Genomic DNA, 24,037 nt, shown 5'->3' on the forward strand with positions numbered 1-24,037 from the left:
ACCCTCCCCTCCACGACAGGAGCTCACCGACGTGATCGGCCGTCGCTGGTACGTGCCCTGGCTGTTCCTCACTCCCGCGCTGCTCGTCACCGCACTGATGACGTGGGGGCCGCTCGCCAACACCGGCGTGCTGGCGTTCACCGACGCGCAGGCGCTCGGCGGGGGGCAGTTCACCGGGCTGGCCAACTTCACCCGGCTGGCCGACGACACCGAGTTCTTCCGGGCGCTCGGCAACACCGCGCTCTACCTGGTCGTCGTGGTGCCCGCGCTGGTGCTGCTGCCCCTGCTGCTCGCCCAGCTGGTGCACGCCAAGCTGCCCGGCATCGGCGCGTTCCGGGCGGTGTTCTACACCCCCGTCATCGCCTCGATGGTCGTGGTCGGCCTGATCTGGAGCTGGCTGCTCTCCTCCGACGGCCTGGTCAACGCCGTACTCGTGAAGCTGCGGGTGGTCGCCGAGCCGCTGCCCTTCCTCACCGACGCCACCCTGCTGCTGTTCGCCTGCATGCTGGTGACGGTCTGGAAGGGCCTCGGCTACTACATGGTCATCTACCTGGCCGCCCTGTCCAACGTGCCGAACGAGCTCTACGAGGCGGCCCGGGTCGACGGCGCCGGCGCGGTCCGCCGGTTCCGCTCGGTCACCGTGCCGACCGTCCGTCCCACCATGTTGCTGGTCGGCACGCTCGCGGCGATCTCCGCGACCAAGGTCTTCGCCGAGATCTACGTGATGTCCTCCGGCACCGCCGGACCCGGCGGGCAGGCCAAGTCGATCGTCTACTACATCCGCGAGGTCGGTCTCGGCGTCGACGGTGAGATCGGGTACGCCTCCGCGATGAGCCTGACGCTCTTCGTCGGCACCCTCGGCCTCTCCGTCCTGGCGCTGGTGCTGCGCCGACGCAGCGAGAGGAACGAGGCATGAGCGAACGCACCGAGCGGAGCGAGGGCCGTGAGGGCATGCCCGGCCAGCAGGGCATGAGCGAACGCACCGAGCGGAGCGAGGGCCGTGAGGGCATGCCCGGCCAGCAGGGCATGAGCGAACGCACCGAGCGGAGCGAGGGCCGTGAGGGCATGCCCGGTCGGCTCGGCATGAGCGAACGCACCGAGCGGCGCGCCACGGCCGGGCCGCGGGCCGCACGGCCCACCCGGCGATCCGCCGGAGCGGGCCGGTTCGCCGGGCCGGCCCTGCGGTACCTCCTCCTGCTGCTGATGACCGTGCTGCTGGTCGGGCCGTTCCTCTGGCAGCTTTCCACCGCGCTCAAGAGCACCGGCGAACCGATCTACGGCCCGGACACCACGCTGCTGCCGGCCCACCCCACGCTGGGCAACTTCGGCAAGGTCACCGAGGTCATCCCGGTCTGGCGCTACATCGGCAACTCGGCGATCGTGGCGTTCGCCAGCGTCGTGACCAACTGCCTGCTCGGCGCCATGGCCGGCTACGCGCTGGCCCGGATGCGCTTCCGCGGACGGGGCGCGGTCTTCGCCGCCCTGCTCGCCTCGCTGGTCGTACCGTTCGAGGTGATCATGGTGAACGTCTTCCTCACCGTGCGCAGCCTCGGCCTGGTCGACACCCTGCTCGGCGTGCTGCTGCCCGGCGCGGTCAGCGGCCTGTCCATCCTGGTCATGCGCACCGCGTTCCTGGCCCTGCCGCGGGAGACCGAGGAGGCCGCCGCGATCGACGGCGCGGGGGAGTGGGCCCGGTTCTGGCGGGTCGCGCTGCCCAGTGTGCGCGGCTCGTTGGCGGTGGTCGGCGTGTTCAGCTTCCTGTTCGCCTGGGACGACTTCCTCTGGCCGCTCATCGTGCTGAAGAACCCCGACAACTTCACCCTCACCGTGGGCCTGCAGTACCTGTCCGGCACCTTCACCAACGACCAGCGGGTGGTCGCCGCTGGCACGATGATCGCGGTCGTTCCGCTGCTCGCGGTCTTCTTCGCCCTGCAGCGGATGTTCTTCCGTGGCATCGGAGAGGGAGGGGTGAAGGGGTGACCACCACCAGCGGCAACAAGACCGCCTGGAAGCACGAGGCGCTGTACACCGCGTTGCGCGCCGAGATCGGCGAGGCGCTGCGTCCGCACGACCCGCTGCCCAGCGAGCGGGAACTCGTCGCCCGGTTCGGGGTCAGCCGGGCGACCGTCCGGCAGGCCGTCGGCCGGTTGGAGGAGGAGGGCCTGGTCTACCGCGCCCAGGGCGCCGGCACGTTCGTGGCCGACCCGGCCACCATCTCCAAGTCCCTCGCCCTGACCTCGTTCAGCGAGGACATGCGCAGCCGCCGGCTCACCCCGGACTCCCGCCTGCTCGACCTCACGCTCGTCCCGGCCGGCGTGGCCGTGGCGCGGGAGCTGTCGCTGTCCCCCGGCGCCGAGGTGGCCCACGTCCGCCGGCTCCGCCTCGCCGACGGCCTGCCCATGTGCGTCGAGGAGGTGTGGCTGCCGACCGAGCGCGTCGGTGAGCTCGACGCCGCGCTGGTCTCCGGCTCCCTCTACGACGTGCTCGCCGAGCGCGGGGTCCGGCCGCACCACGCCGACCAGGTGATCTCCGCGACCGTGGTCGACGCCGACCAGGCCGCGCTGCTCGGCGTGGCGGCCTACTCGCCCGCGCTGCGGGTGGACCGGACCACCTACGACGGCACCGGCGTGGCGGTCGAGCGGGCCGAGAGCATCTACCGCGCGGACCGGTACGACTTCCGCATCACCGTGACCCGAAGGACGCCGTGACCGCCCCGCTCCTGGCCGCCGTCGACATCGGCGGCACCAAGACCGCCGCCGCGCTGGTGCGGGCCGGCGCGGTGCTGGCCCGTACCCAGGCCCCGACGCCGGCGCACGACGGCGCCGCCGCCGTCCTGGATCGGGCCGCCGCGCTGGTCCGCTCGCTCGGCGGCGCGCCGGTGGCCGTCGGCGTCGGCGCCCCCGGCCTGGTCGACCCGGCGACCGGCCTGCTCACCGCCGCCACCTCGTCGATCAGCGACTGGTCCCGGGTGGACGTGCCGGGTGCCGTCCGGGACCGCCTCGGCCTGCCCGGCGCGGTGCTCAACGACGTCCAGGCGTTCACGCTCGGCGAGGCCGTGCACGGCGCCGGCCGCGGCCTGCCCACCGTGATCGGGGTGGCGGTCGGCACCGGCATCGGCGGCGGCGTGCACGTCGCCGGGATGCTGCTCAGCGGTCGATCGGGCGCCGCCGGGCACCTCGGCCACCTGCCCGTGCCGCAGGCGGTCGGTCGCCCCTGCCCGTGCGGCGCGACCGGGCACGTCGAGGCGGTCGCCGCCGGCCCGGCCGTCGCCGCGCGGTACGCCGAGCGCACCGGCGACCCGGTCGACCTGCCCGAGGTGGTGCGACGGGCCCGGGCCGGCGACGACGCGGCACGGACCGTCCTGGCCGAGGCGGGCGCCGCGCTCGGCACCGCCCTGGCCGGCCTGGCCAACGCCCTCGACCCGGACCGGATCGTGGTCGGCGGGGGCGCCGCCGTACCCGAGGTCCTGGCCGCCGCCGGCCCGGCCTTCGCCGCCGCCTGCATGCCGGTGCTCGGCCCGGTGCCGCTGGTCCCGGCCGCGCTCGGCGCGGACGCCGCGCTGGTCGGCGCCGCCGAGGCCGCCCTGCGGACGCTCGAGGAGGGCAGGGTCCGCCGATGATCGACATCGCGCTCGTACCGCTGGACGACCGGCCGGTCTGCCGGTCGCTGCCCGCCCTGGTCGCCGCCGTCGCCGGCGCGCGCGTCCAGGTCCCACCGGCCGACCTGCTGCCGGCCCAGCGGCGGCCCGGCGACCCGGACGGGTTGGCGCGCTGGCTCGCCGGCCGCCGGGCCGACGCCACGGTGGTCGCGCTGGAGACGCTGGGCCTCGGCGGGCTGATCGCCTCCCGGCTGCGCGACGACCCGGTCACCGCCGTGCTCGGCCGCTGGGCCGCCCTGCGCCAGGGCCCCACGCCGGTCTACGCCGCCACCGTCGTGCAACGCACCCCCGACGCGGACGACGCCGGCGAGGAACCCGACTACTGGGCCCGGCACGGCCGCGCGCTGCACGCGTACTCGGCCGCGCTGCACCGAGGGATCGGCGCCGCCGAGCTGCCCGTCACCGACGTGCCGGCGGCGATCCGCCGCGACTTCCTGCGCCGCCGGCAGCGCAACCACGTGCTCAACCAGGCCGCGCTCGGGCTCGCCGCCGAGGGCGTGCTGGACATCCTCGTCGTCGGCGCGGACGACACCGCCGTCGCCGCGGTCGGCACCGCCGAGTGGCACTGGCTGCGGACCTGGACGTCCTGGCTGGAGCTGACCGACCGGGTGCTCGCGCACCCGGGCGCCGACGAGATAGGCGCGGTGCTCGTGGCCCGCGCGCTCGCCGCGGCCGCCGGTCACGCGCCCCGGATCGCGGTCGCCTGCGCCGATCCGGACGGGCTGGACCGGGTGGCCCGCTACGAACCGGTGCCGGTCGGCGTCGGCGTGGCCAGCCAGGCCGCCGCTGCCGGGGCCGAGGTGGTGGACCACGCCGCCGCCGACGCGGTGCTCGTGGTGCACCCGCCGCAACCCGGCGACGCCGACTGGGCGACCGCCCCGCCGGCCGACACCGACCCCGGGCCGGCCGCGCGTACCGCCGCCCTGGTCCGCCGGCTGCTCGCCGAGGGCCGGCCGGTCGCCCTGGCCGACTGCGCGTTGGGCAACGGCGCCGATCCCCGGCTGGTGGCCGAGCTGGCCGCCGACGGCACGTACGCCCGGCTGGCCGGCTTCGCCGGCTGGAACACCGCCGGCAACACCGTCGGCAGCGCGCTCGCCACGCTGGTGGCCTACCAGGTAGGACGGGCCGCCGGCACCCTCGACCGGTCCGCCGCCCGCCGGCTGCTCGCTCACCGCCTGGTCGACGACCACGTCTGGATGTCGTACGCCCGGCCCCGGCTGCGACGCGAGCGCGGCACCGACCCGACCCGGCACGACCACGTCCCGGACTCGGAGACCGCGCGGGTCACCGACCGGATCGAGCATCTGCTGCGCGAACGGTGGCGGCACCTCGACGCGGTGCCGGGCTTCGCCGTCGCCGCCGGCTCGGTGAGCCTGCCGTGGCACCGCACCTACGAGATCGACTTCACAGTGGAGGAAGACCGGTGAGCACTCCCGAACCGACAGTGACCGCCGACGTGGCCGTGGTCGGCGGCGGGCTCGGCGGGGTGGCCGCCGCGCTCGCCGCCGCCCGCGCCGGCGCCACGGTGGTCCTCGTCGAGGAGCTCTCCCGGGTCGGCGGTCAGGTCACCACCCAGGCACTGCCCGCGTTGGACGAACACCCGCACATCGAGAGCTTCGGCGCCTCCGCCGGCTACCGGGCGTTCCGCGACACCGTCCGCGCCCACTACGGCGGCACGGCAAACCCGGGCGGCGGCTGGGTGAGCCGGCTCTGCTTCGAGCCGGCCGTCGCCGGGCGGGTGCTGGACGCGACCCTGGCCGAGGCGAAGGTGACGGTGCTGACCGGCCGGTCCCCGGTCGCGGCGCGGGCCGAGGGCGGCCGGATCCACGACGTGACGCTGACCGACGGCACCGTGCTGGCCGCCGCCGTCTTCTGCGACGCCACCGAGCGCGGCGACCTGGCCCCGCTCGCCGGGTTCGCCACCGTCACCGGCTCGGAGGGCCGCGACGCGCACGGTGAGCCGGACGCCGTGCCCGGCGCCCCCGACCCCGCCGCCCAACAGTCGTTCACCTGGTGCGCGCTGGTGGAACACCACCCCGGCGCGGACTTCACCGGGCCCGCGCCCGCCCGCTACGCCGAGCTGCGGCACCGGCTCTCCTTCGACATCGCCGGCTGGGACGGCGGCGTGCACCGGTACCGGATGTTCACCGACGGCCCGGACGGGCGACCGCCGTTCTGGACCTACCGCCGGCTGCGCGCCACCGCGCCGGAGCTCGCGGTGCTCAACTGGGCGTCCAACGACTGCGCCGGGTACGACCCGATCGGTGACCCGGCGGGCGCCGAGCGGGCCGGTCGCGAGCTGACCGCCGCGTTCGTGCACTGGCTGCGGACCGAGGCGCCCCGCGAGGACGGTGGCCGGGGCTTCCCCGGGCTGCGCCTGGCCCCGGAGGCCGCCGGCACGGCCGACGGCTTCGCCGAGGCGCCGTACCTGCGTGAGTCACGGCGGATCGTGGTCGAGCGGCCGGTCACCGGCCACGACCTCGCCCCCGTGCCCGGGCGGGCCCGGGCGCGGCACCTGGCCGGCTCACTCGGCGTCACCTGGTACCACGTGGACCTGCACGAACGCACCGGTCACCCGGATCCGGTCTACCGGGAGACCGCGCCGTTCACCATTCCGGCCGACGTGCTCGTCCCCCGCGGCGCGGTCAACCTGCTGGCCGCCGCCAAGAACCTCGGCGCCACCCAGGTCGCCGCCGCCGCGTACCGGGTGCACCACGGCGAGTGGGCGGTCGGTGAGGCGGCCGGGGCCCTCGCCGCCCGGGCCGCCCTGGACGCCCGGCCGGTGGGAGCCGTCCGCGACGACCCGGCGTTCCTGCTCGCGGTGCAGCGTGACCTGGTCGCCGCCGGCGTGCCGCTGGCCTGGGTGGCCGACGTGCCACCGGACGACCCGCGCTTCGCCGCCGTGCACCTGGCCGCCGCCCACGGGGCGGTGGAGGGGGAGCGGGCCGCCGACCTGGCGGTGGAACCCGACCGGTCGCCCGGACCGGAGGACCTGGCCGCGCTGCGCCGGGCCGCCCGGTCGCTGGGCGCCGACCCGTCCCTCGTGGACCCCGATCGCGCCCTCGGCGCCCTGATGGAGGACATCGTCCGATGACCGTGCTCGACGCGATCCGTGGCCGGCTGGTCGTCTCCTGCCAGGCCGATCCCGGTGAACCGCTCGACGACCCGGCGCACATGGTGGCGCTGGCCCGTTCCGCGCTGCACGGCGGCGCGGCCGGCATCCGCGCCCAGGGGCTGCGCGACCTGCGGGCGCTGCGCGCGGCGCTGCCCGACACCCCCCTGATCGGGCTGGTCAAGGACGGTGCCGAGGGCGTCTACATCACCCCGACGTTGGCGCATGCCGAGGCGGTGGCCGCCACCGGTGTGCAGATCGTCGCGCTCGACGGCACCCGGCGGCCCCGCCCTGACGGGCTCACGCTGGCCGAGACCGTGGCCGGGCTGCGGCGGCGGCACCCCCGGGTGCTGGTGATGGCGGACGTGGCGGACGCCGCCGACGGTCACGCCGCCGTCGCCGCCGGGGTGGACCTGGTCGGCACCACGCTCTCCGGCTACACCGGCGGCGCGGTGCCGCACGACCCGGACCTGGAGCTGATCGGCACGCTCGTCGCCACGCTCCCGGTGCCGGTCGTCGCCGAGGGCCGGATCAACACCCCCGACGAGGCCGCCGCCGCCCTGCACCACGGCGCGCACGCCGTGGTGGTCGGTACCGCCATCACCCGGCCCGCCGTCGTCACCGCCCGCTTCGCCGCCGCGCTCGTCACCAGCCGGGAGATGTCATGACCGTGCACGTCGTCAGCCACACCCACTGGGACCGCGAGTGGTACCGGCCGATGGAGTCCTTCCGGGCCCGCCTCGCCGAACTGGTCGCCCGGGTGTGCGACCAGCTCGACGCCGGCGAACTGCGCCGGTTCCACCTCGACGGGCAGACCGTCACCGCCCTGGACGCGCTCGCCGTCCGCCCCGACCTCGCCGACCGGATCCGGGCCCACGCCGCCGCCGGCCGGCTGCACGTGGGGCCGTGGCACGTGCTCGCGGACAACCAGCTCGTCTCCGGCGAGAACCTGGTCCGTAACCTGCTCGCCGCCCGCCGGGTCGCCGCCGACCTGGGGCTGACGCTCGCGGACGTCGGCTACTGCCCGGACGCCTTCGGCCACCCCGCCGACCTGCCCCGGGTGCTGCGCGGCTTCGGTCTGGACACCGCGCTGGTCTGGCGGGGCGCGCCCCCGCGCCTGGCCCGGTTCCGCTGGCGCGCCCCGGACGGCTCCGAGGTGCTCGCGGTCAATCAGGGCTACTACGAGCCGGAGGTGCTCTGGGACGCGGCCTCCGCCGCCGACCGGCTCGCCGCGTTCCGCGACAGGCAGGCCGGCCGGGACGCCGACGGGCCGTACCTGCTGCTCAACGGCGGCGACCACCTGGCACCGCGACCGTTGCCCGCGGGCCTGGCCGACGGCGCGGCGGTGGAGAGCACGCTGGCCGGGTACTTCGCCGCGATCCGCGACGCGGTGCCGGCGGAACGGGTGGTCACCGGTGAGCTGCGCCACCCGGGCGACTGGTTGACGTTCGTGCTGGCCGGCACGCTGTCCACCCGGCTCTATCTGAAGCAGGCCAACGCCGCCGCCGAGACGCTGCTGGAGGCGTGGGCGGAGCCGCTGACCGTACGCGCCGGCCGCGCCCACGCGGTCGGCCTGCTCCGGCACGCCTGGGACGAGCTGCTCCAGAACGCCCCGCACGACTCCATCTGCGGTTGCTCGGTGGACGAGGTGCACCGGGAGAACGAGGTGCGCTTCGACCGGGCCCGACAGGCCGGCGAGCACCTGGTCGAACGCGCCCTGCTGGACCTCGGGCTGGACACCCGGCTCGCCGGTGACCCGGTGACCCGGGCCGCCGCCCTGGTGGTGGTGAACCCGCACGCCGCACCGGTGACCGGCCCGGTCGTGGTGGACGTGCACACCGCGCCCGGGCACACGCTGGCCGGGCTGGTCGACGCCGACGGCGCGCCGGTGCCGTACGAGCTGCGGGAGACCGGGCCGACGCCGTTGTTCTGCGCCGACCTGGACATCCTGCCGGACACCCGGGACACGCTGCGGCACCGCGTCGCCTTCGTCGCCGACGCCCCGGCCGGCGGCTGGACCGGCTACACCGCGACCGTCGTCCCGGGCGAGCCGGCCCCCGTGCCGGCCGGCGTCCCGGGCCGTTCGGTGACCCGGGGCGACTGGACCCTGACGGTGGCCGACGACGCCTCGTTCACCCTCACCGACGCGGCCACCGGCCGGACCCTGCCCGGGCTGGGCCGCCTGGTCGACGTCGGCGACGCCGGCGACACCTACACCTACGACCCGCCCCGCCGCGACGAGTCGGTCACCCCGACGCTGCGCGAGGCGTGGGTCCACGACGGCCCGGTCGCCTCCCGCCTCGTCGTCCGCGCCGACCTCGACGTCCCGGCCGGCCTCACCGCCGACCGGAGCGCCCGGTCGGCCGAGCGGGTGGTGCTGTCGCTGACCGTCACCGCCACGCTCTGGGCCGGGGTGCCGGAGCTGGACTGGCGGCTGGAGTTCGACAACGCCGCCGACGACCACCGCCTCCAGGCCCACTTCCCGACCGATGCGCCGGCCACCGACTGGACCGCGGACGCCCACTTCAGCCTGCTCACCCGCCCGCTCAAGGCGGCGCTCGGCCCGCTGCCCGAGCAGCGCGGGTACGAGGCCGACGCGGGCGTCGCGCCGGTCCGCTCGCTGGCCACCCTGCCGGGTCTGACGGTCCTCGCGCCGGGGCTGCCCGAGGTGCAGGGCATCGCGGGGGAGCGGCCGTCGCTGGCGGTGACGGTGCTGCGCGCGGTCGGCTGGTTGTCCCGGCCCGACCTGCGGGCCCGCACCGCCGGCGCCGGACCGCAGCTGCCCACGCCGGAGGCGCAGTGCCGGCGGCGGATCACCGCCGCGATCGGGGTACGCCTCGACGACGGCGAGTCCGCGGTCACCACGGCGGCGGCGCACCGGCGCGCCCCGCTGCGGGCCTGGCAGCTGCGCCCCGGTGCGGTGGCGCCGGTCGCGACCCCGGGCCTGTGCGTGGACGGGGCGCAGGTGTCGGCGTACAAGCCGGCCGAGGACGGCGACGGCGCGGTGCTGCGGCTGGTCAACCCGACGTCCGCGCCGGTCGTGGTGACGGTGTCGGGGCTCGTCGGCACGCCCGTGGAGTGCGATCTCGCGGAGCGGACGGTGGGTGGCGCGGTGGCCGGCGACCGGATCGCGCTGGGCCCGTTCGCGACGCGCAGCTTCCGCGTCACCGGCTGAGCGCTCGGCGTCTGGAGTGGGGGTCCCGCCGGCTCGCGTGCCGGTGCGGGCCCCCGCACCGATTTCGGCCCGCGCGCATTGTCCGGCCGGGCCGGCTGCCGTACGCTCGGTCCCGGCTCGCCCTCACGACCCGTGAGGAGCACTCATGCCCTGGAACCGCCTGCTGACCCTCGGGGTCGGCACCTGTGCGGCGGTCACTCTCAGCCTGCCGGTCGCCGCCGTCCCGGCCTCGGCCACCCCCTCCCACCACCGCGCCGGCGGCAGCCTGGTGCTGGTCGGCGGCGCGCTGGCCGACGACAACCGGGAGATCTACGAGGACATCGTCCGGCTGGCCGGCGGCCCCGGCCGGGCCCGGATCGGCATCGTCACCGCCGGCGCCCCGGTGCCGGCCGAGGACCCCGACGCCGGCACCCCGGACTGCAACAACAGCGTCTGCAACGGTGACTACTACGCCGACCTGTTCCGGTCCTACGGGGTGGCCGACGCGCAGTGGATCCCGATCGACCTGGACCACCCGGCCGCCGCCGACGACCCGGCGGTGGTGCGGCAGATCGAGTCGATGACCGGCTTCTTCTTCGGCGGCGGCGACCAGTACCGCTACGTCACCACCATGACGCGGGGGACGGCGCAGCGGGACAGCGCCGCGCTGGCCGCCGTCCGGCGCAAGCTGCGCGGTGGCGCGGTGGTCGCCGGCACCAGCGCCGGCGCGCAGATCATGGCCGGCCGCGACATGATCACCGGGGGTTCGACCGAGCCGGGGCTGCGCGACGGTGCGAAGCCGGGCTACTTCGACGACCCGGCGGTGCTCGGCTACCTGCCCCGGGGCGGGTTCGGGTTCTTCACCGCCGGGCTCGTGGACACCCACTTCTCCCGTCGCGGGCGGGAGGCGCGCTCGATCCGGCTCGCCTCGGACACCCGGCACACCCGGGTCTTCGGGCTGGACGAGAACACCGCGCTGGAGGTGACCGGCGTGGGTGGTCGCCGTACCGCGCTGCGGGTGCTCGGCCAGCGCGGGGTCAGCGTCCTCGACCTGCGCCGGGCCCGGGTGACCGACCACGGTGGAGTGTGGGGGATCGAGGGCGTGCGGTGGAGCCGGCTCACCGCCGGCGACGCCTACCTCGCGTCGCGCTGGACCGTGGTGCCGGCTGCCGGCAAGCCGCGCGTGCGGCCGGCGGTGGGACCGTGCACGGCGACCCCGTCGGAGGACGTCTTCTACGACTACGCCATGGTCGGCCTGGTCGAGGAGGGGCTCGCCGCCCGCACCGGCTGCGTGGCGGTCGGCGGCACGTCGTACGAGAAGGACCCGCAGTGGGCGGCGCGGTTGACCCGAGGCTCCGGGTTCGCGGCCTTCCGGGGCACGACGGCGACCACGTTCACCGACGTGGTGGTCGGCATCCGACCGGCCTGACGTGGGCGCGGCGGCGCCGGGCCGGACGCCCGGCGCCGCCGTCACGAGGATGTAACAGAAGTTACGTATTGAGCAGTGAACTTAATGGATGTAACTTCTGTTTCATCGCTTCGTGGCCCCTCGGAGGTGCCCATGTCCCCTTCCCGCAACTCCCGTCGACTCGCCGTGACGGCCGCCGCCGCCGCGTTGCTCACCGTCGCCCCGCTCGGCGTCACCGCCGCCCACGCCCAGGTCACCCGGGTACGCCAGGGCAGCGCCGCCGACGCCAGCCGGGCGAGCTGGTCCGGCCCGGCGTACACCATGAACGGTTCCGGCGGCATCGTCACCGCCACCATGACGAAGGCGGTCGACGCCATCCGTGGCGGCACCGGCGCGATCGACGTGGTGGTGATCGCCGGCTCCGGCTCCGGCACCCCGGAGTGCGACGTGATCACCCCGTTGGCCGGCGTCAACTCGTGCACCACACTCACTCTCACCGCGGCCAACGACGGCAACAACAGCCAGGTCAACACCGACATCCGCAACGCCGAGTTCGTCTACTTCGCCGGCGGCGACCAGTGCCGCTACGTGGCCTGGAAGGGCACCGCGCTGGAGGCGTCGGTCGAGTCGGTGGTGGCCAAGGGCGGCGGCGTGGGCGGCGGCAGCGCCGGGCACCACGTCAACAGCGACGTGGTCTACGACGCCTGCACCGCCAGCGCCACCTCCTCGGGCGCGCTGGCCAACCCGTACGACCGGTCGCTGACGTTCACCACCGGCATGTTCCGCTGGCCGAACTACGCCGGCACGATCAACGACTCGCACTTCGTCACCCGCGACCGGATGGGACGGACCATGGCGTTCGTGGCCCGCGCGGTCAAGGACGGGCTGGTGTCCGGCGGCAAGGCGTGGGGCGTCGGGGTCGAGGAGGGCGCGTCGCTCTACCTCGACCGCGCCGGCCGGGCGACGCTCAGCGGCCCGAGCGCCTACGTCGTGCTCGGCGACCACCAGCCCGAGGTGGCCGTCTCCGGTCAGCCGCTCACCTACACCAATTTCAAGATCTGGAAACTGACCAACGGGCAGAGCTACGACTTCGCCAACCGGCCCACCTGCGGCTACTACCTGCGCAGCGTCCGCGCCGGGGTGCCGGACGCCAATCTCTACAGCGGCACCCCGATCACCGACTGCTCGACCACCCCGCCGCCCTCGGGCGGGTCCACGTTCGCCGAGGTGGAGTCGAACGACTCCCGTACGGCCGCGAACGACATCTCCGGGCTGACCTTCCCGGCCACCGTGACCGGGGACATGAAGAGCACCTCCGATCGGGACTACTTCTCCCTCACGCTCGGCAGTGGACAGACGCTGACCGTGAACTGCGCGGTGCCGGCCGCGTACGACGCCGACCTCTACCTGCTCAGCGCGAGCGGGAGCACGCTGACCCGCTCGGTGAACGACGGCGCCGGGGCGGACGAGTCGGTCACCCTGACCCGGACCGCGTCCGGCTCGGCCACCTACCACCTCGACCTGGAGGCGTACGCCGGCTCCGGCACGGCCGACTACGCCTGCGTGGTCGCGAAGTCCTGACCCGGCACCCCCCGAAGGGTCCGCGGGCGGGCGGCGACGCCCCGCCCGCGGACCCGCCGCCGTCGCCGGGAGCGACGCGGCGGGCCGCTACGCTCTGCTCGTGTCGAACCCCGATGACGAGACCCAGGCCGTGGGGGTCGCGGCGCTGATCCGCCAGCGGCTCGGTGAGTGCAGCCCGGCCGAACGCCGGGTGGCCCGCGCCCTGCTCGCCTCCTATCCGTCCGCCGGCCTGGGCACGGTCGCGGCGCTGGCCGAGCGGGCCGAGGTGAGCGCGCCGACGGTGTTGCGTTTCCTGTCCCGGCTGGGCTTCGGTGGTTACCCGGAGTTCCAGCGGGCGCTGCGCGACGAACTGGCCGAGCGGGAGACCTCGCCGCTGATTGCCTACCGGGCGACCGAGCGCAGCGGGGCGCCGCCGCGCGGGGCGCTGTCCCGGGCCGCCGCGGCGCTGCCCGAGGCGGTGGGCGGCACGCTGGCCGACCTTCCGCAGGGTGAGCTGGACGCGGCCGTGCGCCTCTTCGCCGACCAGCAGTACCGGGTCACCGCGGCCGGTGGCCGGTTCTCCGCGCTGTTCGCCAACTACCTGGTGCTGCACCTGATGCAGGTGCGGGGCAACAGTCGGCTGCTGCCCGCCGGCCCGGTGGAGCGGGCCGACATGCTGGTGGACGTCGGCAAACGGGACCTGGTGGTGCTCTTCGACTTCCGGCGGTACGAGGAGTCGACCCTGGCCCTGGCCCGGGAGGTGACCGGCCGGGGCGCCCGGGTGGTGCTGTTCACCGACCGGTGGCTCTCGCCGGTGGCCGGTCTGGCCGAGGTGGTGCTGCCCAGCCGGGTCGACTCGCCCTCGCCCTACGACAGCTTCGTGCCCACGCTGGCGCTGGTGGAGACGCTGGTCGCGGCGCTGATCGACCGGCTCGGCCCGGTGGCCGGCGCCCGCCTCAAGGCGATGGAGGGGGCGCAGCAGGCGTTCGGCGTCCGCTGAAACGTACGTTACAGAAAACTGTAACCACACCGAGATCGTAACGTGAGTTACAGTCCGGGGGCTGGCTGTTCCGGCCCCCGGAAAGGACTCCCCATGCGCATCCGTTCCCTTGCCCTGCTCGGCGTGACCTCGGCGCTGCTCGCCGCCACCGCCGCCTGCGGCTCCTCCTCGGCCGGTGGCTCCACCGACGAGATCACACCCGTCTCGGTCACCATCGACGGCGTCGGCGCCGTCGAGACCGACAAGGCCCTCGCCGCCAAGGTCCCCGCCGACGTGCGCGGCCGAGGCGGCGTCACGGTCGCCACCAACGCCCCCTACCAGCCGTTCATCGACTTCAAGGTCGAGGGCCGCACCGACGAGTTCGTCGGCCTCGACCACGACCTGTTCCAGGCCGCCTCGGCGCGGCTCGGCCTGAAGGCCACCTTCACCCAGCAGCCGTTCGACGGTCTGGTGCCCGGCCTGCAGGCCGCGAAGTACGACGCGATCGCCGGCGGCATCACCGACAAGAAGGAACGCCAGCAGGTCGCCACGTTCGTCGACTACTCCGCCTCCGGCACCGGCTTCCTGGTCGCCGCCGGCAACCCGCTCGGCGTGAAGACGGTGGCCGACCTCTGCGGCCGCACGGTCGCCGTGCAGAAGGCCAGCAACCAGGCGAAGAACCTGGCCACGTACGCCAAGGAGAGCTGCGCCGGCCGGCCGTTGCAGGTCAAGGAGTACCCGGAGAACCCGCAGGCGGTGCAGGCGCTGATCGCCGGCAACGTGCAGGTCGTCGCCGCCACCCGGGTGAACCTGGTGGACACCGCCGGCGCGCTCGCCGGCAAGGCCGAGCTGGTCGACGACCCGTCCTCGCCCAACGGCTGGCTGGCCAGCCCGAACGGCTTCGGCTTCCTCAAGGCCCAGAAGGACCTCGCCGAGGCGTACCGGGCCGCCGTGCAGTCGCTCATCGACGACGGCACCTACGGCAAGATCCTGGCCCACTGGAAGCAGACCCCGATCGCCGTCGAGAAGGCCACGATCGACCAGGCCATCGACTGACCCGGCGGACCACCGCCCCCCGATCCGCGGTCGCCGGGCGCCCTCTGATTCCGTGAGGGCGGGCCCGGAGGCGCCCGGCGACCGCCGCACCCCCTGCCGGAGGCACCCCCGCGATGACCACCCCCGACACCCCGGCGGTACGGGTCGTTCCCGTCCGTCACTACGGCCGCTGGCTGACCGCGCTGGTCGTGGCCGGCCTGGCCGCCCTGTTCCTGCGGGCGCTGCTGAGCAGCCCCAACCTCGAACCCGGCACGGTCGCCCACTACCTGTTCCAGGACTACGTGCTCGACGGCGTGCTCACCACGCTCTGGCTGACCCTGCTCGCCATGGTCCTCGGCACCGCCGGCGGCATCCTGCTGGCCGTGCTGCGGCTGTCGGACAACCCGGTGCTGCGCGGCGTGTCCTGGACGTTCATCTGGGTCTTCCGCGGCACCCCGCTGCTGGTGCAGATCATCTTCTTCGGCTTCCTCGGCGCGCTCTTCCCCCGGCTCACAGTGACCGTGCCGTTCACCGGCACCGTCCTGTTCGACCGGCCCACCAGCGTGGTGGTCACCGGCACCGTCGCCGCCGTGCTCGCGCTGTCGCTCAACGAGATGGCGTACGCCGCCGAGGTGATCCGCGGCGGCATCCTGGCCGTCGACGGCGGCCAGACCGAGGCCGCCGCCGCCCTCGGCATGGGCCCCACGCTCACCCTGCGCCGGGTGGTGCTGCCCCAGGCCATGCGCGTGATCATCCCGCCGATGGGCAACGAGACCATCACCATGCTCAAGTCCACCGCGCTGGTGTCGATCATCGCCGGGCGGGACCTGATGACCGCCGTGCAGAGCGTCTACCAGAACAACTACAAGGTGATCCCGCTGCTCGTGGTGGCGGCGATCTGGTACCTCGCCCTGGTCAGCCTCCTCTCCGCCGGCCAGTGGCTGGTGGAGCGCCGGTTCGGCCGCGGCTTCGCCCGGGGAGGCGTGCGATGACGGCGATGGTCCGTGCCGAGGGTGTCACGAAGCGGTTCGGTCCGGTCGAGGTGCTCAGGGGCATCGACCTGACCGTGGCCCCCGGCGAGGTGGCCTGCCTGCTCGGCCCGTCCGGCTCCGGCAAGTCCACGTTCCTGCGCTGCGTCAACCACCTGGAACGCATCGACGGCGGGCAGCTCTCGGTCGACGGCGAACTGGTCGGCTACCGGCGTCACGGCGACCGGCTGCACGAGCTGAAGGCCCGCGAGGTGGCCGTGCGACGCCGCGACATCGGCATGGTCTTCCAGCGGTTCAACCTCTTCCCGCACCTCACCGCGCTCGGCAACGTGACCGAGGCGCCGGTGCGGGTGCTGCGGACCCCGCGCGGGCGCGCCCGCGAGGAGGCGCTGCGGCTGCTCGACCGCGTCGGCCTGGCCGACCGCGCGCACCACTACCCGGGCCAGCTCTCCGGCGGGCAGCAGCAGCGGGTGGCGATCGCCCGGGCGCTGGCCATGCGCCCGAAGCTGATGCTCTTCGACGAGCCCACCTCGGCGCTCGACCCGGAGCTGGTCGGGGAGGTGCTGGACGTGATGAAGGGCCTCGCCGCCGACGGCATGACCATGGTGGTGGTGACCCACGAGATGGGCTTCGCCCGCGAGGTGGCCGACCAGGTCGCGTTCCTCGACGAGGGCGTGGTGGTCGAGGTCGGCCCACCGGACGAGGTGCTCGGCCGCCCCCGGCACGAGCGCACCCGCGCCTTCCTCGACAAGGTGCTCTGATGGATCCGCTGCTCGGCGCGGCCGGCGACCGGCTGTCCGCGTACCACGACCGGCTCGCCCGGCTGGTCGCCGTCGACTCCGGCTCCGGCCAGGTCGACGGTCTGCGGGAGGTCGGTGACCTGGTGCAGGGCTGGTGCCTCGGCGCCGGGCTGGCCGTCGAGCGGGTGCCGGTCGCCGACGCCGCCGGCCAGGCACTCGGGGACGTGCTGATCGCCCGCCGCCGTGGCGCGGGGACCCGGCGGATCCTGCTCGCCGGCCACCTGGACACCGTCTTCCCGCCCGGCACGGCCGCCGCCCGCCCGTTCCGGGTGCAGGACGGCCGGGCGTACGGCCCGGGGGTCAGCGACGACAAGGGCGGCGTGCTCGCCGGGCTGGCCGCCGTCGAGGTGCTCGCCGCGCTGGACCGCCACCGGTACGGCGAGCTGGTGCTGGTCTTCACGCCCGACGAGGAGATCGGTTCGGTCGGCAGCCGGCCGCTGCTGCGTACCCTCGGGGCCGAGGCCGATGTGGCGCTCTGCCTGGAGTGCGCCCGCGACAACGGCGACCTGGTGTCGGCCCGCAAGGGCGTCGCCGACCTCGCGGTGACGCTGCGCGGGCGGGCCGCGCACGCCGGCATCGAGCCGGAGCGGGGTGCCAACGCGCTGCTCGCCGCAGCCCGGCTGACCATCGCGTTGGACCAGCTCAACGGCCGTTGGCCCGGGGTGACGGTGAACGTGGGCGCGCTGGAGGCGGGCGGCCGGCCCAACGTGGTCGCCGACCGGGCCCGGATGCTGGTCGACCTGCGCGCCTGGCGCACCGGCGAGTACGAGGCGGCGCTGGCCGAGATCCGTCGGCTGGTCGCCGAGCCGGTGGTGTCCGGTGTGCACGCCGACCTGACCGTGCACGCGCCCACCCCGCCGTGGGAGCCGGGGCCGGCCGGGCGCCGGCTGGCCGAGCTGGCGGCGAAGGTGGGCGCGGGGCTCGGCGTACCGGTCTCGCACACCGCGACCGGCGGCTGCGCGGACGCGAACCTGCTGGCCGAGGCCGGTGCCGCCGTGCTCGACGGGCTCGGCCCGATCGGCGGCGCCGACCACAGCCCGGGGGAGTGGCTCGACCTCGACTCGGTGGTGCCCCGGGTGGCGCTGCTGGCCGGCCTGATCGACGCGATCGGAGCGGGGGACCGCGCCGGCAGGTAGCCGGATTCCGGAATCACCCTTCCTGTCCTGGGTAGGATCGGTGGCGTGGAGCCGTCACCGTTCCGGGGCGTGGTGGCCTGCCTGGCGACCATGCACGGCAAGCAGTGGGCGCTGCGTCCGCTGCTGCGTCGCCGGCTCGGGATGAGCGTGCGGGTGGCGTCGGTGGACACCGACGCCCTCGGCACGTTCACCGGCGAGGTGCACCGGGTAGGGTCGGCGCGGGAGACGGTGGTGCGCAAGGCCCGGCTCGGGATGGCCGCCACCGGATCCCCGGTCGGGTTGGCCAGCGAAGGGGCCTTCGGCCCGCATCCGGCGGCCCCCTGGACGCCCGCCGACCTGGAGTACGTGGCGCTGGTCGACGACCGCTCGGGCCTGACGGTGGTGGAGAGCGCCCTGAGCGTCGAGACCAACCACTCTCACCTCGTCACCGACGGTCGGGACCGGGCCGCCGTGCTCGTGTTCCTGCGCCGGGTCGGGTTCCCGCACCACGCGGTCGTCGTCCGGCCCGCGGCCGGGCCCGGTCGGCCGGTCAAGGGCCTGCGCCGGCTCGCCGACGTGCTCGCGGCCGTCCGGCGGGCGGCCGTCGACTCCGACGACGGCACCGCCGTGCTCGGCGCGGACCTGCGGGCCCACGTCAACCCGACCCGGATGCGGGTCATCGCCGCGGCCGGTCGGCGACTGGCCCGGCGTCTCGCCGCACCGTGTCCCGCCTGTGCGGCGCCCGGGTTCGGCCCGGTCGGCGCCGAGCCGGGGCTGCCCTGTCGCGACTGCGGCACACCGACCCCGCGGGACGCGTCGCTGATCTCGGGCTGCGGCCGGTGTCCGTACCGCTCGTCCCGCCCGGTGGCGGGCGCCGCCGACCCCGGATCGTGCCCGGCGTGCAACCCCTGACGGCCCCGCCGGGCTCAGGGCAACCGCGTCGACGCGCGGTTCGGCGGGCGCAGGCGGCAGACCCGCCGGGCCGGCGGTGACAGGGCCGGTCGCACCTCGTTGAGGAGCCGGTCCGCGTCGTGCCAGACCATGCCGTGGAGGCCGCAGCGGCCGGATCGGACGGCCTGGTCGAGCAGCGGGGACCGGCGGCGCAGCGCGGCGAGGGTGGCGCGCACCCGGTCCGGTCCGCTGCCCCGCGGCAGGGAGCAGGTGGCGTGGCCCAGCACGACCAGCACCGGCGCGCCGAGGTGCGTGACCGCGTACTCCAGGCTGCCCAGCGCGGCCGGGCCGACCTCCAGGCCGGCGGTGCGGACGGCGTAGACGTCGGTGCCGCCGAACACGGTGACGGCCTCGGGTTGCGGGTCGGCGCACGAGAGGATCGCGGCCACCGGGTCCGCGCCGCCCGGTGGGACGGGCGCGCCGCCCACCCGGAAGCGGTGGTGCCCGGCGCGCAGCCGGGCGAGGGCGAAGCTCGGGCTGGTCTGCCACCCCTGGCGCGGAGATCCGGTCGCGTCCATCGCTCCTCCTCGTGCCGAGCCGTTGTCGTGCGTCTCACGATACACGAATTCTAAATCGTGTAATACAGTGCGGATGTCTGAGGGAGGTGGCGATGTCCGTCGCACTGGTTCTGGGAGTCCTCGCCGGGCCCGCATCGGCGGCGCTGTGCGCGCTGGCGGTACCCGACCCCCGTCGAGCCGCCCGAATGGTGGGGGCGCTGCTGGGTCTCACCGCCGTCGCGGCCGCCGCGCTGCTGACCCGGGTCGCGTACGACCCGGTGGTTCCGGCGCTCCTGCTCCGGCTCGACCCACCCGGGCCGGCGTTCTCCGTCGGGATCCGGATCGACCGGTTCACCGCGCTGTTCGCGCTGCTGGTCTGCGGGCTGGCCGCCGTCGTCGCCGGCTACGCGCGCCGCTATCTCGACGGCGAGCCGGGCGCCCGCGGGTTGCAGGCCCGGGTCGCGGCCGCCACGGCGGCGACCCTGGTGATGGCCACCGCGCCCAGCCTCGTGCAACTGGCCGTCGGCTGGCTCGCCGCCGGGCACCTGCTGATCGGGCTCATCGGCCACTACCGGGACCAGCCCCGGGTACGGGCGGCGGTGCGCCGTACCCGGACGGTGTTCCTGCTCGGTGACGTGGCCCTGGTCGCCGGGCTGGGGCTGCTGGCCGTCCCGGCCGGCGACGCGGACCTCGACGCGGTCCGGGCGGCCGCCGGCGACCGGCCCGGTTGGCTCCTGGTCGTCGCCGGCGGGCTGCTGCTGGTGGCCGGCGCGGTGCGCTCGGCCCAGGTGCCGGCGCACCGCTGGCTGCCGTCCACACTGGACGCACCGACCCCGGTCTCCGCCTTCCTGCACGCGGGCATGGTCAACGTCGCCGGCTTCCTGATGATCACGCTGGCGCCCGTGGTGGTCGCCGCGCCCGGTCTGATGCCGGCGATGGTGCTGGTCGGGCTCGTGACCGCGGTGTCCGGGTCGGTGTTCGCCGCGGTGCGCACCGACGTCAAGGGCGCCCTCGCCCGGTCCACCGTCGCGCAGATGGGGTTCATGCTCGCCCAGTGCGGTCTCGGCGCGTTCGGCCTGGCCGCCGTCCACCTGGTCGGGCACGCCGTCTACAAGGCGTACGCGTTCCTGTCCGCCGGCGGCGCGCTCCAGGCCCAGGCGCGGGCCGCGGCCGCGCCCCGACCGGTCGGCCCGCCCCGGACCCGGACCGTGGTCCTGGCCGGCGCGGCGGTGCTCGCCGCCGTGGCGCTCACCGAGCTGGCACTCGGCGCCAGCCCGAGCGGCCTGCTCAGCGCCGCCCTGGCCGGCGCCGCCGCGCTGGCCGCGGTGCGGTCGGCCCTCGCCGACCGCGAGGTGCCGGCGCGGACCGCCGTCGCGATCACCCTCGCGACGGGCGCGCTGGCCGGCGGCTACCTGGTCGCCGGGCGGGCCGTCGCCCGGTGGCTGGGCCTGCCGACCTCGGTGACGGACGCCGGGGTGGGCGTCGCGGCGGCCACGCTGGCCGTGGCGGCCGTCGCCGGGACGGTCCTGCTGCGCCGGCACCGCGCCGCGCTGTGGTGGTGGGCCTGGCGCGACGGCGCCGTCGGCGCGTGGTGGCGCCGGTCCGCCGGCCCGGCGACGGGGGAGCCGGCCGCCTGGGCCGTGAGCGCGGTGCGCCGCCGCGACGTGTCCGACCGGTCGGACGCCGCCCGGGTCGTCGCCGCGCTCGCCGCCGCCGGCGACCACGTCGCCGCGGTGTGGCCGCTGGACACGTTCGTCGCGGTGAACCCGCTCGCCGGCCGGGAGCGGGTGCCGTTCGCGCGGGCCGCCGCCGAGCTGCGGTCGCTCGGCGGCGCGCGGACCCACCTGCCGGCTGTCGAGTACCGGCGGCGGCTGCGCGACGGCGAGATCGAGCCGGCCGACCTGACCGCCGTGCTTCCCCCGGCGACCTCGGACCCGGTCACGCTCGCCGGGCGGTCGATCACGACCGCGGAACTCCGGGTCGCTACGCTGTCCCACCCGGTGCACGACGGACCGCCACCACCGCCCGACCTGCTCGCCGTGGCGCGACGCCGGCTCGCCGGGCCCCGGCCCGCCGTCCCGGACGACCCGGACCCGCTCACCGTCGCCGAGCTGCTCGACCGGATCCTGGGCACCCGGATCGGCGCGGACGTCGACGAGCTGGTGGCCGGCTGGTGCGCGGCGCACTGCGGCCGCCCGGCCGCCCGCTGGCCGGTGCCCGGTGCGGCCGACGAGAGCTGCTGGACGCGCTGGCGGCGGATGGCCGGCGGCGACCGGCACCCGGGCCCCGCGGGCGTCGGTGGCCTGCGGGCGCTCGTCGACGCGCTGCCGGCCGCGCCCGACCGGGCCGTCGCCGCGCTCCTGCGTGCCCTCGGGGTGGCGCCCGCGAACTGGTCGGCCTACCTGTCCCGGTCCCTGCTCCGGCTGCCCGGCTGGGCCGGCTACGCCCGCTGGTCGCAGACCCACCCGGGCGAGCGGCCGGACCTGACCCCGCTGGACCTGCTCGCGGTGCGGCTCAGCTACGAGCTGGTGCTGGCCGGCGACGTCGCCCACCGCCGCCTCGGGCTCCCGCCGACGGTCGACGCGGTCACCGCCGCGACGACGCCGACCGCTGCGACGACGCCGACCGCTGCGACGACGCCGACCGCTGCGACGACGCCGACCGGCGCCGTCGCCGGGCCGGTGCCGACCGTCGGGACCGCGGGAACCGCGCCGACCGCCGGGGCGCCGGGCGCGGACGAGCCGGCGGCTCTCGCCCGGCTGGTCGCGGCGCTCGGCGTCGACGCGCCGGCCCTGGCGTCACTACCCGAGGAGACGGTGTCCGTGCTGCGTGACGTGGTGGTCGAGCTGTCCCCGGCGCGGCAGGCCGAGGTGTGGCTCGCCGCCGCGGAGCACGCGTACCGGCGTCGGCTGCGGGACCGGCTGGACCACGCGGCGCGGCCGCGCCCGCGCCGCGCCGCCCGCGCCACCGCGCTCGCCCAGGCGGTGTTCTGCATCGACGTGCGCAGCGAGGGCCTGCGCCGGCACCTGGAGGCGGCCGGGCCGGTGGACACGTACGGCTTCGCCGGGTTCTTCGGCCTGCCCGTGCGCACCGCGGCGGCCGACGCCGGTCGGGGCCGGGACCGCTGCCCGGTGCTCATGCGGCCGGTGGCCACCGTCGCGGAGACCGCCGACGCCAGGCGGGTGAGCCGCCGGCGGGCCCGGCAGGCGTGGCGTCGGGCGTTCGCCTCGGCCAAGGCCGACCCGGTCGGCGCGTTCGCCTTCGTGGAGGTCGCCGGCGTGCTCGCCACCGCCGCCCTGGCGGTACGCGCGGTGGCGCCGGGCCGCTTCGCCCCGGCTGCCGACGACACCGCGCCGACGGTGGCCGACCTCGACGCCGCCCTGACCCTCGACGAGCAGGTCTACTACGCGGAGGCGACGCTGCGCACGGTCGGGCTGACGGCCGACTTCGCCCCGTTGGTGCTGCTCTGCGGGCACGGGGCCACCAGCACCAACAACCCCTACGCCGCCGCGCTCGACTGCGGCGCCTGCGGCGGCAACCGAGGCGGGGTCAGCGCCCGGCTGGTCGCCACGCTGCTCAACCGGCCCGAGGTCCGCGAGGCGCTGGTCGCCCGGGGGATCCACCTGCCCGCCGACACCCACGTCCTGGCCGGCGAGCACGACACCGTCACCGACGAGGTGCGCCTGTTCGACGTCGACGCCGTCCCCGCCCGGCTGCGCCCGCACGTCGACGACCTGACGCGCCGGCTCGCCGAGGCGGGAGCGGGGCTGCGCGCGGAACGGGCCATCCGGCTGCCCGGCCGGCCGGGCCCCCGCCACCTGCCCCGGCGCGCGTCGGACTGGGCCCAGGTGCGGCCGGAGTGGGCGCTGGCGGGCAACGCCGCGTTCATCGCCGCGCCGCGCTCGCTGACCGCGGGGACCGACCTCGGCTGCCGCACGTTCCTGCACTCCTACGACTGGACCGCCGACGCGGACGCGGTCGCGCTGGAGACGATCATGACGGGCCCGCTCGTCGTCGCGGCCTGGATCAACCTCCAATACTACTTCTCCACGGTGGACCCGCACCGCCTCGGCGCGGGCACCAAGACCGTGCACACCGTCCTCGGCGACGCGCTCGGCGTCCTCTCCGGCTCCGGCGGCGACCTGCGCGTCGGGCTGCCGCTGCAGTCCGTCGGCGACGGGACACGGCCGGCGCACGATCCGCTGCGCCTGCTCGCCGTGGTCCACGCCCCGCACCACCTCGTCGACACCGTGCTCGGCCGCAACCCGGCCCTGCGCCAGCTGGTCGACGGCGGCTGGATGTCCCTGACCGTCGTCGACCCCCGTACCGGCGACTGGAGTGAGCCGGGCGGATCCCGGCGCACCCCGCCGCTCCCGGCCCCCGACCCAGAGAAGGAGTACAGCGCATGAACGAGCTCGGACTGACCCGCATGGTCAAGGTGGAGGTCGTCACCCGCGCCGACGACGCCGACGCCGTCCGGACGCTGCTGCACGCCTCCGGCGTGAGCGGCTGGACCAGCCTCAGCGGCGTCTCCGGCTTCGGCCACCACGGCACCCACGAGGGTCGGCTGCTCTTCAACGACCGCGCCGGACTCGTCATGGTGATCGCCGTGCTGCCGCCCGACCGGGCCGAGCCGGTCGTCACCGGCCTGCGGGACATCCTGGCCCACCGGCCCGGCGTCATGTTCGTCAGCGACGCCTGGGTGAGCCGGCCCGAGTACTTCGGCGCCGATCGAGCGGTGGGCCCGGTGACCTGACGGGGAGACAGTCGCGTCGAGGG

At 75.9% G+C, this 24,037-nt stretch carries 19 protein-coding genes; 18 read left to right on the plus strand and 1 reads right to left on the minus strand.

The features are described 5' to 3' along the window. Positions 1 to 31 precede the first annotated feature (31 nt). From COO58_RS07475 to COO58_RS07550, 16 genes are all read left to right on the plus strand, one after another. On the plus strand, positions 32 to 916 hold the full coding sequence (locus tag COO58_RS07475) for a carbohydrate ABC transporter permease (protein WP_216642321.1): 885 nt from the start codon (positions 32 to 34) through the stop codon (positions 914 to 916). Next, positions 913 to 1,980, plus strand: a complete 1,068-nt coding sequence (locus COO58_RS07480) for a carbohydrate ABC transporter permease (protein ID WP_255292544.1) — start codon at positions 913 to 915, stop codon at positions 1,978 to 1,980. Before COO58_RS07475 ends, COO58_RS07480 begins: the two co-directional genes overlap by 4 nt. Continuing rightward, entirely contained in the window at positions 1,977 to 2,708 is a 732-nt protein-coding gene (locus tag COO58_RS07485) for a GntR family transcriptional regulator (protein ID WP_091573871.1), read from the plus strand. Before COO58_RS07480 ends, COO58_RS07485 begins: the two co-directional genes overlap by 4 nt. Beyond that, on the plus strand, positions 2,705 to 3,619 hold the full coding sequence (locus tag COO58_RS07490) for an ROK family protein (RefSeq protein ID WP_098744307.1): 915 nt from the start codon (positions 2,705 to 2,707) through the stop codon (positions 3,617 to 3,619). Before COO58_RS07485 ends, COO58_RS07490 begins: the two co-directional genes overlap by 4 nt. Next, positions 3,616 to 5,085, plus strand: a complete 1,470-nt coding sequence (locus COO58_RS07495) for a DUF4127 family protein (RefSeq protein WP_098744309.1) — start codon at positions 3,616 to 3,618, stop codon at positions 5,083 to 5,085. Before COO58_RS07490 ends, COO58_RS07495 begins: the two co-directional genes overlap by 4 nt. Then, positions 5,082 to 6,752, plus strand: a complete 1,671-nt coding sequence (locus tag COO58_RS07500) for an FAD-dependent oxidoreductase (RefSeq protein ID WP_176558764.1) — start codon at positions 5,082 to 5,084, stop codon at positions 6,750 to 6,752. Before COO58_RS07495 ends, COO58_RS07500 begins: the two co-directional genes overlap by 4 nt. Further along, positions 6,749 to 7,438, plus strand: coding sequence for an N-acetylmannosamine-6-phosphate 2-epimerase (locus tag COO58_RS07505; protein WP_091573875.1), 690 nt, complete (start codon positions 6,749 to 6,751; stop codon positions 7,436 to 7,438). Before COO58_RS07500 ends, COO58_RS07505 begins: the two co-directional genes overlap by 4 nt. Continuing rightward, positions 7,435 to 9,945 carry a glycosyl hydrolase-related protein gene (locus tag COO58_RS07510; protein WP_091573876.1) on the plus strand — a complete coding sequence of 837 codons (2,511 nt, stop codon included), beginning with the start codon at positions 7,435 to 7,437 and terminating at the stop codon, positions 9,943 to 9,945. Before COO58_RS07505 ends, COO58_RS07510 begins: the two co-directional genes overlap by 4 nt. Before the next feature lie 145 nt (positions 9,946 to 10,090). Then, the gene (locus COO58_RS07515) at positions 10,091 to 11,353 is read left to right on the plus strand and encodes a cyanophycinase (protein WP_091573877.1); all 1,263 of its coding nucleotides are present in this window, start codon (positions 10,091 to 10,093) and stop codon (positions 11,351 to 11,353) included. A 132-nt stretch (positions 11,354 to 11,485) separates the two neighbouring features. Beyond that, positions 11,486 to 12,913: a hypothetical protein gene (locus COO58_RS07520; RefSeq protein ID WP_098744312.1), complete on the plus strand. Its 1,428-nt coding sequence runs from the start codon at positions 11,486 to 11,488 to the stop codon at positions 12,911 to 12,913. A gap of 100 nt (positions 12,914 to 13,013) precedes the next feature. Next, positions 13,014 to 13,892: a MurR/RpiR family transcriptional regulator gene (locus COO58_RS07525; protein WP_091573879.1), complete on the plus strand. Its 879-nt coding sequence runs from the start codon at positions 13,014 to 13,016 to the stop codon at positions 13,890 to 13,892. A gap of 93 nt (positions 13,893 to 13,985) precedes the next feature. Next, positions 13,986 to 14,927, plus strand: a complete 942-nt coding sequence (locus tag COO58_RS07530) for a transporter substrate-binding domain-containing protein (protein WP_091573880.1) — start codon at positions 13,986 to 13,988, stop codon at positions 14,925 to 14,927. Between the two features lie 113 nt (positions 14,928 to 15,040). Beyond that, positions 15,041 to 15,898, plus strand: a complete 858-nt coding sequence (locus COO58_RS07535) for an amino acid ABC transporter permease (RefSeq protein ID WP_091573881.1) — start codon at positions 15,041 to 15,043, stop codon at positions 15,896 to 15,898. Then, complete coding sequence (locus tag COO58_RS07540) at positions 15,895 to 16,656, plus strand: amino acid ABC transporter ATP-binding protein (RefSeq protein ID WP_304363127.1); 762 nt, start codon at positions 15,895 to 15,897, stop codon at positions 16,654 to 16,656. The genes COO58_RS07535 and COO58_RS07540 overlap by 4 nt, the downstream gene beginning before the upstream one ends. Then, on the plus strand, positions 16,656 to 17,831 hold the full coding sequence (locus COO58_RS07545) for a M20/M25/M40 family metallo-hydrolase (RefSeq protein WP_098744315.1): 1,176 nt from the start codon (positions 16,656 to 16,658) through the stop codon (positions 17,829 to 17,831). The genes COO58_RS07540 and COO58_RS07545 overlap by 1 nt, the downstream gene beginning before the upstream one ends. A 45-nt stretch (positions 17,832 to 17,876) precedes the next feature. Continuing rightward, positions 17,877 to 18,722 carry a DUF6671 family protein gene (locus COO58_RS07550; RefSeq protein WP_098744316.1) on the plus strand — a complete coding sequence of 282 codons (846 nt, stop codon included), beginning with the start codon at positions 17,877 to 17,879 and terminating at the stop codon, positions 18,720 to 18,722. A gap of 14 nt (positions 18,723 to 18,736) precedes the next feature. On the opposite strand, the gene COO58_RS07555 is transcribed toward COO58_RS07550, so the two are convergent. Continuing rightward, on the minus strand, positions 18,737 to 19,279 hold the full coding sequence (locus COO58_RS07555) for a carbonic anhydrase (RefSeq protein ID WP_098744318.1): 543 nt from the start codon (positions 19,277 to 19,279) through the stop codon (positions 18,737 to 18,739). 92 nt (positions 19,280 to 19,371) lie between these two features. On the opposite strand from COO58_RS07555, the gene COO58_RS07560 reads away from it, so the two are divergent. Both COO58_RS07560 and COO58_RS07565 read left to right on the plus strand, forming a co-directional pair. Then, positions 19,372 to 23,667 carry a putative inorganic carbon transporter subunit DabA gene (locus COO58_RS07560; protein WP_098744320.1) on the plus strand — a complete coding sequence of 1,432 codons (4,296 nt, stop codon included), beginning with the start codon at positions 19,372 to 19,374 and terminating at the stop codon, positions 23,665 to 23,667. After that, positions 23,664 to 24,014: a DUF190 domain-containing protein gene (locus COO58_RS07565; RefSeq protein WP_098744321.1), complete on the plus strand. Its 351-nt coding sequence runs from the start codon at positions 23,664 to 23,666 to the stop codon at positions 24,012 to 24,014. Before COO58_RS07560 ends, COO58_RS07565 begins: the two co-directional genes overlap by 4 nt. Positions 24,015 to 24,037 lie beyond the last annotated feature (23 nt).

Source organism: Micromonospora sp. WMMA1996 (assembly GCF_002573675.1).
GTDB classification, from domain to species: Bacteria; Actinomycetota; Actinomycetes; order Mycobacteriales; family Micromonosporaceae; genus Micromonospora; species Micromonospora sediminicola.

What these genes read in the sequence shown, in the direction of transcription:
- COO58_RS07505 (WP_091573875.1), top strand. Translation starts at nt 6,749, where the DNA reads ATGACCGTGCTCGACGCGATCCGTGGCCGGCTGGTCGTCTCCTGCCAG.
- COO58_RS07495 (WP_098744309.1), top strand. Translation starts at nt 3,616, where the DNA reads ATGATCGACATCGCGCTCGTACCGCTGGACGACCGGCCGGTCTGCCGG.
- COO58_RS07480 (WP_255292544.1), top strand. Translation starts at nt 913, where the DNA reads ATGAGCGAACGCACCGAGCGGAGCGAGGGCCGTGAGGGCATGCCCGGC.
- COO58_RS07545 (WP_098744315.1), top strand. Translation starts at nt 16,656, where the DNA reads ATGGATCCGCTGCTCGGCGCGGCCGGCGACCGGCTGTCCGCGTACCAC.
- COO58_RS07555 (WP_098744318.1), bottom strand. Translation starts at nt 19,279, where the DNA reads ATGGACGCGACCGGATCTCCGCGCCAGGGGTGGCAGACCAGCCCGAGC.
- COO58_RS07520 (WP_098744312.1), top strand. Translation starts at nt 11,486, where the DNA reads ATGTCCCCTTCCCGCAACTCCCGTCGACTCGCCGTGACGGCCGCCGCC.
- COO58_RS07560 (WP_098744320.1), top strand. Translation starts at nt 19,372, where the DNA reads ATGTCCGTCGCACTGGTTCTGGGAGTCCTCGCCGGGCCCGCATCGGCG.
- COO58_RS07510 (WP_091573876.1), top strand. Translation starts at nt 7,435, where the DNA reads ATGACCGTGCACGTCGTCAGCCACACCCACTGGGACCGCGAGTGGTAC.
- COO58_RS07535 (WP_091573881.1), top strand. Translation starts at nt 15,041, where the DNA reads ATGACCACCCCCGACACCCCGGCGGTACGGGTCGTTCCCGTCCGTCAC.
- COO58_RS07530 (WP_091573880.1), top strand. Translation starts at nt 13,986, where the DNA reads ATGCGCATCCGTTCCCTTGCCCTGCTCGGCGTGACCTCGGCGCTGCTC.
- COO58_RS07540 (WP_304363127.1), top strand. Translation starts at nt 15,895, where the DNA reads ATGACGGCGATGGTCCGTGCCGAGGGTGTCACGAAGCGGTTCGGTCCG.
- COO58_RS07515 (WP_091573877.1), top strand. Translation starts at nt 10,091, where the DNA reads ATGCCCTGGAACCGCCTGCTGACCCTCGGGGTCGGCACCTGTGCGGCG.
- COO58_RS07565 (WP_098744321.1), top strand. Translation starts at nt 23,664, where the DNA reads ATGAACGAGCTCGGACTGACCCGCATGGTCAAGGTGGAGGTCGTCACC.